Raw genomic sequence first — 12,191 nt, forward strand, 5'->3', positions numbered from 1 at the left:
AAAATTCATGCATCGAGTGCTAATTGGCGAGGTGTCCTACGGGGCGCCTACTGTGCGGAATTACTTCCGCACACAGCCCCTCCAGAATGTAAGACGCACATCTGACAGTCAATCATTTTTGATTTGTAATTGTTTTGGGATTTTGTAACTGGTCAGTTATTTCCGCCATCCTGCACTAGTGAAGCGCAAACCCTAATTATTAGTATTTAGGTAATACCAAATTCATAAGAAGTTGCATAGAATAATATTTTCATCAGAGTTGACTGTAGCTCGAGATAGACAAGTTAATAAATTTCATAATTCTGTGCCACCTAATATACAATTGATATAATATCAAGTCTCTTTAAATACCCAGAAATAACATTTATTAGGTACTAGGGACATTCCATGTAAAATCCCTACAGAGTAGGGATAAATTTGATAAATTATCAAGATAATTGAGAAGAGAATTTTTACCGAAAATTTCGGGTCTAAAGCCTCCCCTTTTAAGGGGATAAAAAAAGAGAATATTTCAGATTTCAAGCCTCTCGCTTTCCTAGGTCATGCTGCGCAAACAGCTAGAGGTACTGATAACTGATAACTGATAACTGAAATGACCCTTTTCTAATTAATTAGACTTGATATAACACTCAATGCCTAACACCTAATTCTGTGCAACCTCAGATAAAATTGGTATAACTAAAATTTGTTCAAAACTTATATAGGAAAGCTATATATAACTAAGAATAATACAGCAGTCTAAGGGAAGGTTAGGACAGGTCAAAAGCTTAAAACTCAGACAACGAGAGGTTTTTTATTCTTCCTTCTTTCTTCTGCTATAAGATAAAATTTAACGTTAACTCTTGACTTCGATCTTTGCTCTATTTTTTCCTAAGTAAATGCTAGATAATGAGTGAAGCGTAAAAATATTCTGGAAATTTTTTCTACTTAGATTGACTTAGGAGAAAAACTATGGTTTTAGACCAATCATCAATCAGTAAGATATTAAATAAACAACGTCAATTTTTTGCCACAGGAAAAACTAGAAATGTTGAATTTAGAATAAAACAACTTAAACTTTTAAAGCAGGTTGTTTCAGATGATCGAGAACAAATAATTGCTGCTATTAAAGCAGATTTGAATCGACCAACTTTTGAAGGTTATTTTGAACTTGGTTTTGTCAAAGAGATAAATAATGCAATTAAAAAGCTAAAATATTGGATAAAACCTAGAACAGTTTCTACCCCAATTGAACAGTTTCCTGCTGGAGCAAAAATTTATCCAGAACCTTTAGGAGTAGTTTTAATTATTGGTGCTTGGAATTATCCATTTCAATTAGTAATATCTCCCTTATTAGGTGCTATTGCAGCAGGAAATTGTGCAATTATTAAACCTTCAGAAGTAGCTGCTAATACATCTGAAGTTGTGGCTAATTTAATTGCTAATACTTTTGACCCTGTTTATATTTCTACGGTTACAGGAGGAGTAGAAATAACTCAGCAGTTATTAGCAGAAAAATTTGACCATATTTTATTTACTGGAGGTACAAAAGTAGGCAAAATAGTGATGGAAGCTGCTGCTAAAAATCTCACCCCTGTTACTTTAGAATTAGGTGGAAAAAGTCCTTGTATTGTTGATGCTGATGTTCAGTTAGAATATACGGCAAAACGTATTGCTTGGGGGAAGTTTATTAATGCTGGTCAAACTTGTGTTGCTCCTGATTATTTGTTGGTAAATCAAGCAGTTAAATCAGATTTATTAGATAAAATCAAAAAATATATTGTTGAATTTTATGGTAAAAATCCTGCTAATAGTCCAGATTATTGTCGGATTATTAATGAAAAACAATTTAGTAGATTAACTAACTTACTGCAAGATGGAAAAATCGTTATTGGTGGTGAAACTAACTCAGAAGACCGCTACATTGCTCCAACAATTATTGAGGGAGTTTCTTGGGATTCATTAATTATGCAAGAAGAAATTTTTGGACCTATTTTGCCTGTTTTAGAATACAGTAATTTAGAAGAGGCGATCGCTATTGTTAATTCTCGTCCTAAACCTCTAGCACTTTATTTCTTTTCTCGAAACAAACAAAAGCAAGAGCAGGTTTTAACAGAAACTTCTTCTGGAAATGTTTGTATTAATGATACTGTGATGCAATTTGGAGTAGTATCTTTACCATTTGGCGGTGTAGGAAATAGTGGTATTGGTAGTTATCATGGTAAGGCTAGTTTTGATACTTTTTCCCATTACAAAAGTGTGTTGAAAAAGGGTTTATGGTTTGATTTAAGTTGGCGATATGCTCCGTACAAAAATAAAATAAGTTTGATTAAAAAAGTTATTTTTAAGTAATACCAAATTGATAAATGTTTGCTACAAATATCTAGGGTATTTCTTAGGAGTCAGGAGTCAGGAGTCAGGAGTCGTATGGGAATGGCTTTAATACCATTTTTTAAGGCGTAAATTATCTTTTTCTCTTGGTGTGCTACCAGGTGCGACTGGTGTCGTCGCGGGGTCGCACCACTTTCTCACAGGGACATCTCCTGCACTTGTCTTTTTATCGCTCTTACTATTCGTAACATTCTTTTTTCAAAATGGTATAACATTAAAAGTAGTATAAAAATCGGTAGTTTGCTAGGTATTTATACTATTTCAATAATTGATAATTGATAATTACCCCTATTATTTCCTCCTGAATTGCAGAATTGCTGTTTGCGGACCATGACCTAGGAAATTCTGACTCCTTTTTTATACTAGATTTTGAAGTGCAGAATGTAGGTTGTAGTAATGCCTGAAAAGTGTGAGGAAAAAATTCTATAGCAATATTATTTGAGTTGTGAGATATTGGAAACTTTTAGGCAATAGGCAACAGGCAACAGGCAACAGGCAACAGGCAAAAGAGAAGAAAACGTATCATATGAATATAATAATTGCTATATTCTATACTTTTAAGGAACACTTCAATTCTCACAACTGATTCCTGATTGCTATATGTTTTAGGGAACAGGAAATAGGGAATAGGGAATAGGGAACATAAATTGCAATTCAACTGTATTTCACTATTTTAAAAAATGCTGTAATTTAACATTTGTTGGAGATAGGGAAAAGAGAAGATTCAGACATCATAAAATATATCTTAGTAGTAGATATGCAAATAATTTTCCCTATCTACTTAACTAGCAGTTAACTAATAGCTTTCAGCTTTGGTTGAACTTCCTGACTTGTAGACATCGGATAATATCAAATCCCAAAAAGTTTGCCATATAGCCATATATCTTTGTAACTGAGTAGATAGGGAAATGGGAAGGTAGGGAGTGGCGAGATGTTGAACAATTAATAATTAATAATTAATAATTACCTCTCCCTAAAAGGAAGAGGATTGAATAAAAGGAAAATTTTTTCTCTCTTGGTCGATTGGATATGGCGAGGAGACCTCGCCATCCCCCGACCGCTTGTTTCTCCTTTAAAGGAGAGAATCTTTACCTTAATTATTCAGCAACACTTCAGTTATTAAGTAATTAACTTATGCCCATGGAATTTTTTTGATAATTTTACCCAAATTAATGTTAATTATTCTTATGTTTACTTCTCTCCCACTCCCCTACTCCCCCACTCCCCTACTCCCTATTCTTTGATTTTGCCTGTAAATTTTCTAAAGCTTGATGAGCGCTAGATAAATCTGGTGCAAGTTCAATAGCTTTTTCTAAAGAAGATATTGCTTGTTCATCTAAGCCTAAATTAGTCAAAGCTTCACCCAAATGATAATGTACAATACCCGAATTTGGATGAAGTTCAATTGCCTGATTATAAGAAGCGATCGCCTCATCCCACTTTTCCAAACTTGCCAAAGCATATCCTAATTTATGGTGAATATCGGCAGCAGTGGGATTAAGATTTATCACTCGACGATAAGCAGAAATAGCCTCCTCAATAAACCCTTGTTGTTCCATCATTTCTGCTAATTTCAAATGAGAATCTATTACTGTTTTATTCTGTTGTTGTCTTCTCGCTAATGCCTCTTGTAGATGCTGATTAAACTTTTGATTATCTGGTTTAATTTCGACAGCTTTTTGATGACAATTTATTGCTTCTTCCCACTTTTGCATTTCTGTTAATGCTTCTCCCAACTGGTCATATACAACTGCTGAATTGGGATTAATTCTGAGAACTTCACGATATTCAGTTATAGCTTCTTCCCATTTTTTGAGTTGAGCAAAAGCATAAGCTAACTGATGATGAATTATTGCTGAATTAGGATTAAATTCAATTGCATTTTGATATGCAGCAATAGCTTCTTCCCATTTTTGTAGTTGGGCTAAAGCTGCTCCTAAATGATGATAAATTTCGGCATTTTTGAGATTTAGGGAAATAGCTTGCATACAAGAATCAATGGCTTCTTCCCATTTTTGTAACCTAGTTAAAGCTAGCCCAATATAATAGTAAGCTTCTGCTAAATTTGGATTTAAATCAAGAGTGTGACGGTAAGAAATAACCGCTTCTTCGAGTTGACCAGAGTCTTCTAGAACCTTACCTAAACTTAAATGATATTCTGGCAAATAGGGATTAATTTCAATCGCTTGATTAAGAGCATCTATGGATTCATTCCACTCTTTTTTATTTGCTAGAGCTTCCCCTAAATATTGATAAGCTGAAGCAAAGTTTTGGTCAATTTCAATAGCATGACGATAAGCAACTATTGCTTCATCAAATAATCCTTGTTTTGCCAAAGCAAATCCTAAACTACTATAAAATTTGGGAAATTCTGAATTAATTTCAATCGCTTGGCTTAGATAAATAACTGCCTCATCAAATCTATCTAGTTTAATTAAAATTTCTCCTAAATTATAGTAAGACCAAGGATAGTTCGGTTGCAGTTGAATTCCTTGGTGATATATATTTGCTGCTGCTTCTAAATTTCCCTGTAAACTAAGAGTTTCGCCCAAGTTTTGATAAGCTACTGCTGATTTCGGATTAAGTTTAATTACTTGTTGATAAGCATCAACAGCTTCTGCTAAATTACCTTCTCTTAGTAGTTTATTCCCAGTATGAAGATAGTTGACACTTGTTTCTGTTGCTATTGTTGAGGTTGACATTATTATTGAAAAATTCCTTTATTTGATAGTTATGGATTGGGCAATATTGCTCATTAGCTGTTGATATCTTACAGTGTTTTAGTAGATTGATTCTGCCTATCAATTTAGATATAATGAAATTACCCTGACTTGGTTCACATCATATAGTAAATGTTTTTCTATGTCATTTACTTGAGGAAATATTACTAAATTTACCAGAGTAAATTAAAAATTTTATTATAGGCTGAATTTTTATCAAGAAACAGTTTGATTGTAAGCCGTTAAGCATTTAAACTATAGCAATTATAAATCATTTGTGACAATTTTACTGTTCCTTAAAAGTATAGAATATAGCAGTTATCATATTTATATGATACGTTTTTTTCTTCTTCCCTATTTCCTGTTCCCTGTTCCCTAAAAGTTTCCAATACTCACAACTTAAACATATTGCTATATATACAGAACTTTTGATGGATAGTGAGGTACAGTTTTATATTAATCTCTATTCCCTCTTTTGTTTCCCTAGATGAGGTATTGCCTAGTACCCAAAATTTTGTACCTCCGGAAAGTGGCAAACTGCTGTAAGTTATTTGTAAAAGTAAACCCTTAAGACTTAACAGAGAACATAAAATCTAAATGTGTCTTAGCTTAAGTCAAGAGTAGGAACCTAATCAGATTTTCTGGCGTTGAGTCGTGGTAATGATTTTGAGATTAACTTTGGGCGCAAAACATAAGTTTTTCAATTTTACCTTCAGCTAATAGACATCTCCAAGAATAAAAAATCAAATCAATTATCCCTCATAAATTATCAATTATTTACCCCTACTCCCTACTCCCTATGGGTGGAGGAGATGTCTAATTATCATTACATTTAAGCAACGCCGATTTTCTTAGTGGATCGAGAAGATGATAAAATCAGGTAAATCAAAATAAGACTAAATTTATTTGAGTCTGTCCTAACTGAAAGTTCAGACAAAAATCGATAAATGCTAACAACCAAAAAATTAATATAAATCATTGACAAATCTGTATGAATAATGGTATTAGAAGTGAAAATTATATAGGGGTGCTAACTGATCCTAATTAATATTAGACCTGTTTAAGTTCGCAAATTTTGTATAGTAAAGTTGAAATAAAAATATAGTCAGATATACTTAAACATAGCTTTTTATTTTGGTAGTTGACAAAATATTTAGCTTTAGTTAATTTTTTTTCTGACCGACTCAAGTATATAAACAATTATGCTCTTAGTAGAATATCATTTGATCAAAAAAAATCATTCACTTTTCGCCAAGGGCGGTTGTTTATCTTTTTTGTTTGACGAAAAATATCTACAATGCTGCGAATTATTTAGATTGTCAAAACTTTTTTAACGGTCAAACAACGGATACTACTACTGTTTATTATCAGATAAAAAATAGTCATATACTAAGAGTTTTACCTCGTCAAATTAGTCAAGAAGTTCTCAGAATGGTTCTGAAAGTATGGCAAAGTTATTATAGTGCTTACCGAGAATATAAAGCTTTCCCAAGTAAATTTAAAGTGAGGCCAAAAAATCTTAATTATCAAGTTAGTGCTGGAGATAGAAGTAATGGTAGATATGTGGTAATTTATCATAACCAAGCTCTTAGTCAAAAATCTTAAAAAAAGGATTCATTCGCCCTAGTAAAACTAATATTTATTGAAAAACTAGAGTTTAAAAAACAAAAAAAGTTCTAATTATTCAGAAAAAAAATGCTGAGATAATTGAGGTAGTTTACGAACAGGAAATAGAAACATAACCTTTAACTCAAACTAGGATAGCAGCTGTCGATTTAGGATTAAATAATCTGGCAACTTTAAGCACAAACTTACCGAACCATCAGCCTAAAAACTATGATGGTAGAGGATTTAAAGTAGTTAATCAATATACCAAAAAGTCAACAAGACGATCAAAAAAATTATATAGTAATATTAATAACTAATACATAATCAAAATCCATATGATGCAAAAAACAGAAAAATCAACTCTAATTATTACCAGTATGCACCGTTCAGGAAGTTCTTTAACAGCTTCCATGCTCCAAGGTTCTGGTTTACATATTGGTCGAAAATTAACAGAGGGAACAGAAACTAATCCTCAAGGATATTTTGAAAATTTAGACTTCTATGAATTTCATAAACAAGTATTAGAATCTCAAGGAATAGAGGCAGATGGTTGGACTCTTCAAGAAAGAATAGATATAGAAGAAAATTTTGTAGAAATAGCAAAAGAAATTCTCGCCAAAAATTCTATAAGTGGAAATTGGGGATGGAAAGAAACCCGTACAACTTTATTTCTAGATTTTTGGGCAAATCTACTGCCAAATGCCAAATTTTTATTAGTTTATCGTTCTCCTTGGGAAGTAGTTAATTCTCTGTATAGTCGGCAAGATAAAATATTTCAAAGTCAACCAGAATTAGCAGTAAAATTATGGTTACACTACAATCAAAAAATTATTAATTTTTATAATCATGCTGCTAATTATTGTCTATTGACAAATATTCAAACAATCATAAATAACCAACAAGTATTTATTGAAGCAATTAATCAAAAATTTCAGACAAACTTTAATTATCCCGCTGCAAATATCTACGAACCATCATTATTTAATAATCAATTATCAGCAGACGACCATAGATCCACTCTCATAGATTATTACTTTCCTGAAGCTATAGAAATGTACCAGGAATTAGAAGCAAGAGCCTGGAAACCAGCCGATGAAATACCAGACTTTTCCTGGCAAGAAAAAATCAAATCATCTCCCTATAGAATTTGGGCTTTTAAAGACTGGATGAATTTGTGTAGTGTAGAAAGTCAGAATAAAAACTTATTAGCAGAGGTAGAAAAATATAAAAATCAATACCAACAAAGTCAATTAGAACTAACACAAACTAAGTCTCAATTAACACAAACACGAGATGAGTTAGAAAAATATGCTTCTCAACTCGATACCACCGAAACAACATTATTAGAATCTCAAAAAAAACTCCACGACACAGAAACAGTACTAGAAGAAACTCAGTCTCAACTGAAAAAAGTTGAACATATTCAAACCAGATTTGATCAAACAGAAAATGAACTAGCTAGAGCAAAATCTCAATTACATCAAACTCAAACTGAGCTAACACAATGTCAGTCAAAACTACATCAGACTGAAAGTGAATTAAAAAAAGACCGGGAAATAGAAAAAGAACTTATACAAACAAAATCTGAACTACACCAAACTCAAGGAGAGCTAGTACAAAATCAGTCACAACTACATCAAACACAAGAAGAACTAGAACAATTTACTTATAGACTTCAGCAAACAGAATCAGTATGGCAAAACTCTCAATCTCAGCTAGAAAAAACAGAAGTATTGTTAGAAAAGTCCGAATCCCAAAATAAACAAACTCAAGCAGAATTAGGGAAAGTAAAACATAATTTGTATGAGACTAAAGTTAAATTAAAAGTTTGCCAAAATCAGCTACACCAAACTCAAGAAGAGTGGGAATATTCTCAGGTTCAGTTAATAGCAAATGAGAAGAGTTTACAACAATATCAAGAACAGTTAAACAATGTAGAGACAGAATTAGAAAACTCCCACTCACAACTGAAACAAACTCAGGCAGAATTAGGATTAACAAAACATAATTTATGTGAAACTAGAGACGAATTAGTAGTTTATAAACATCAGTTACACCAAACTCAAGAAGAGTGGGAATATTACCAGTCTCAGTTAACAGCAACTGAGGTAATGTGGCAAGAATCTCAGTCACAGTTGCAGGCAAAAAAGGCCGAGTTAACAGAATCTAATTATCAACTAAAAAACCATGAACAAAAGTTAGAAAAGTATGAATATGAGCTGCAAAAAACTAGCCAAGAATTACAACAAACTCAATCTCAGCTAAATCAAACTCAAGCCGATTTAACAGAATCTAACTCTCAACTAAAACAAAAAGAAATAATATTGCAACAGTCAAAAACACAACTAAAAGAAATTCAAAAAAATCAGCAGGAATGGGAAAAATCTAAATCTCAATCACATAAAGCAAAGCAAGAATTGAAGCGAACTAACCTACAAATGCAAGAACTTCAAACAGAATTAGTAGAATCTAATTCACAACTGCAACAGACAGAAACACTATTGCAACAATCTCAATCTCAAACGAAACAGACAAAAACATTATTAAAAGAGTTTCAAACTCAGTTACATCAAACTGATGAAGAACGAAAAAATCAGCAACTACAATTACAGGAAACTCAGACAGTATTGCAACAAATTCAGATTCAATGGAGGCAGACAGAAATATTATTGCAACAATCTCAATCTAAACAACAAAATGCACAAAAAGAATTAGTTAAAACAAAGTCTCAACTAACACAAACTAAGTCAGAATTAGAAAAATTGCAGTATCAACAAGCCATTCTGATAAATTCTAAATCCGAGAGTCAAACAGAATATCAACTATTAGTTTGGGAAGCTTGGTATGCTTATCAAAAAGGTAATTTGCTTGAAATGCAAGAGTGCCTTCAGAAATCTTTGAAATATACTGAAAACTCTCGGACAGAAATAGTAATGGAATGGTTAGATAGTTTTGCTAATTTCTCTCAGCAAAAAGGTCTAGAGTTAGATAGTGAAAAGCTGACAAATTCTGAAGAATGGCAAAAATTGATGAAGCGCACTATGAAAATTCAGCAGAAAGTTTTGGTAAATAGTGAAAAATAAGTGAGTAGAAGACAGATTTAATTAAATAAAATTAGACAAATAAAACATGAGCCAAAATACTACATAAATATTCAATAGAAGAAATTCAATCAGGAATATTGGGAACAAATGGAAGTAGGATAAAGTCACTTACTCAGTATAGTTAACTAATTTTTAGAATTTGATTTTATCAAGATATTGGTAATATTTGAAGAAATTAAGGGGAATATAAATTAATGGCAGCAACAATAGAAAAAGAACTAGAAGAAGCTAAGGCTAAATGGCAACAAACTCAACAAGAGTTGGATCAAACTAAGTCCGAGTTGCATGATGTCACAGAAGAGTTGGAGCGGACGCAATCTCAGTTAGATGAGGTATTAGGAGAGTTGGAGCAAACCCACTTTGAGTTATATCAGCTTAAGGAGAAAGGAGAGCAACAGCAGTCGGAATCAGATGGAGAAGTTAAGCAGGAATTGGCAGTAACCAAGTCCAAGTTGCAGGAGACCAAACAGTTATGGGAGGAGTCCCAGTCGCAGTTAGGTGAGACGATGGGAGTGTTGGAAGAGTATCAGTCTCAAATTGAGCAAACGATGGCGATACTGGAAGAGTCGCAAGGAAAGTTGCAGGAGAAGCAGGAAGAGTTGGAGCAGGTTAAGGCAGAGTTAGCACAGAAGCAGTCGGGGTCAGAGTCTGAGTTGCACAAACAGTTGGAGGAAACTAAGTCTCAGTTGCGGGAAACTGAGCAGTTGTTAGATGAGTATCAGTCGCAATTAAGTGAGACAATGGAAGTATTGGAGCAATCTCAATCACAATTGCAGCAAGCTCAGTTGAGAGAAAAACAGGAACAACAACAGCCACGATTGGACTCGGAGTTGCACAAAGAGTTGGAGGAAACTAAATCTCAGTTGCGGGAAACCGAGCAGTTATTGGAGCAGTCGCAGTCCCAGTTAAGTGAAACAATGGATGTGTTGGAGCAGTATAAGTCTAAACTGGAACAAAGGATGGAGATATTAGAAACATCTCAATCAAAATTGCAGCAAAAAGAGTCAGGGTTAAAGCAGGAAGTTGAGAAGAATGAGCAATTGTCAAAGGAGTCAGATGAAGAGAATAGATTGTTTAAAATAAACAATGCTATAGTCAAACCTATTGAAATTCGTGGTAAGTGGCTAGGAGGCGTTATTTTTCCCAAAAATATGCCGGAAATATTCCGTCATAGACGCGGTGGTCCCCCAGATCAAGAAATGGTCTACATGGATCAAAATGTTGATGCCAACAACTGTAGCGATCGCCACATTGATACTTCAAAAACTTATAATGGTACATATATTTATGCAGGTCCTTTTCATCCTCACTTTGGACACGCTTTAACTGAAAGTATTCATCGTCTTTGGGCATTTGATAACAATTTACATGATGGTGTTGTTTTTGCTGTATCACTACGACGAAATAGCAAACCTCATAAATATACTCCTCCTAAATGGTTTATTGAAACCTTGGAGATTTTAGAAATACCTCTAGGTAAGTGTATTTGGGTAACAAATGACTGTGCTTTTGAAAATCTCATTATCCCAGAAGCAGGTAGCGAACTATCATTAGGACTTAAGCAATGGTACCGCCCCTATTTAGAAAAGCTACAGCAGAGAATTCTGGAGCTAACATCTCACCTGAGAAAAAATAAACCAGAAAAATTGTTTTTAGGCAGAAATCATCTTCGTTTTAGTGGTTCTTTAGCTGGTGATAAATACATTGAAACTTTATTGCTGAATGAAGGTTATATTTCCTTAAAACCAGAAAATTATGATTTACTCGAACAACTTGCTTATATAATGAATGCAAAAAAAATTATTTTTAGTGAAGGAAGTGCTATCTATATTTTGGAGTTAATAAATTATTTAGAAGCTGAAATTGCCTGTATTTCTAGGAAACCAAGTAACAAACCTTTTTATCTACATATACATACCAAGTGTCGCAATTATATTGTTGCTGGAAATGCTGCTGATATTCTACCTTTAGGTAATTGGGAAAATAAAGGAATTAAAAGTATTCCAGTAAGTAAAAATCCACACCTAATTATTCAATCATTAAGGAAACATAATTTTGCATTATTAAAAGACTGGGACGAAAATCAGTTCTTGGCTGAAGAAAACCATGATTTTATGGCTTATTTGGATGAAGTGTATAACTTCTTAACAAATCAAGATTCTGTTCATCGTCCAGGTATTGTAGAAAAGTATTTACAAATTCGTGGTATAGTTCAAGACAATTTAATATCTAAAGTTTCTGAAAGTAAACCACCTAAAAGTAGAAGCGATCGCCTCAACAAATTTGCTAGTATTAATCAATCATCCAGGTATCTAGAAATAGGAGTATCCAAAGGTCTAACTTTCAACGCTATCAACATAAAGAATAAAGTAGCAGTCGATCCGCAATT

General features: G+C 33.2%; 4 protein-coding genes and 1 pseudogene. 4 read left to right on the forward strand and 1 reads right to left on the reverse strand.

The genetic code is table 11. The features are described 5' to 3' along the window. The first annotated feature begins 951 nt into the window (after positions 1-951). Positions 952-2,331, forward strand: a complete 1,380-nt coding sequence (locus F6K23_RS30085) for an aldehyde dehydrogenase (protein WP_293162701.1) — start codon at positions 952-954, stop codon at positions 2,329-2,331. A gap of 1,265 nt (positions 2,332-3,596) precedes the next feature. On the opposite strand, the gene F6K23_RS30090 is transcribed toward F6K23_RS30085, so the two are convergent. Further along, complete coding sequence (locus tag F6K23_RS30090; protein WP_293162703.1) at positions 3,597-5,072, reverse strand: tetratricopeptide repeat protein; 1,476 nt, start codon at positions 5,070-5,072, stop codon at positions 3,597-3,599. A gap of 1,296 nt (positions 5,073-6,368) precedes the next feature. On the opposite strand from F6K23_RS30090, the gene F6K23_RS30095 reads away from it, so the two are divergent. From F6K23_RS30095 to F6K23_RS30105, 3 genes and pseudogenes are all read left to right on the forward strand, one after another. Beyond that, positions 6,369-6,695 carry a hypothetical protein gene (locus F6K23_RS30095; RefSeq protein ID WP_293162705.1) on the forward strand — a complete coding sequence of 109 codons (327 nt, stop codon included), beginning with the start codon at positions 6,369-6,371 and terminating at the stop codon, positions 6,693-6,695. Between the two features lie 338 nt (positions 6,696-7,033). Beyond that, positions 7,034-9,781 (forward strand): chromosome partitioning protein ParA, encoded by a 2,748-nt coding sequence (locus F6K23_RS30100; protein WP_293162707.1) that lies wholly within the window; start codon positions 7,034-7,036, stop codon positions 9,779-9,781. Between the two features lie 215 nt (positions 9,782-9,996). Beyond that, positions 9,997-12,191 (forward strand): annotated as a pseudogene (locus F6K23_RS30105) (glycosyltransferase 61 family protein); the annotation flags it as partial.

It is taken from the genome of Okeania sp. SIO2C9, from assembly GCF_010672455.1.
Lineage (GTDB): Bacteria > Cyanobacteriota > Cyanobacteriia > Cyanobacteriales > Microcoleaceae > Okeania.

Coding starts and splice junctions, on each gene's coding strand:
- F6K23_RS30100 (WP_293162707.1), top strand. CDS start 7,034: ATGATGCAAAAAACAGAAAAATCAACTCTAATTATTACCAGTATGCAC.
- F6K23_RS30090 (WP_293162703.1), bottom strand. CDS start 5,072: ATGTCAACCTCAACAATAGCAACAGAAACAAGTGTCAACTATCTTCAT.
- F6K23_RS30085 (WP_293162701.1), top strand. CDS start 952: ATGGTTTTAGACCAATCATCAATCAGTAAGATATTAAATAAACAACGT.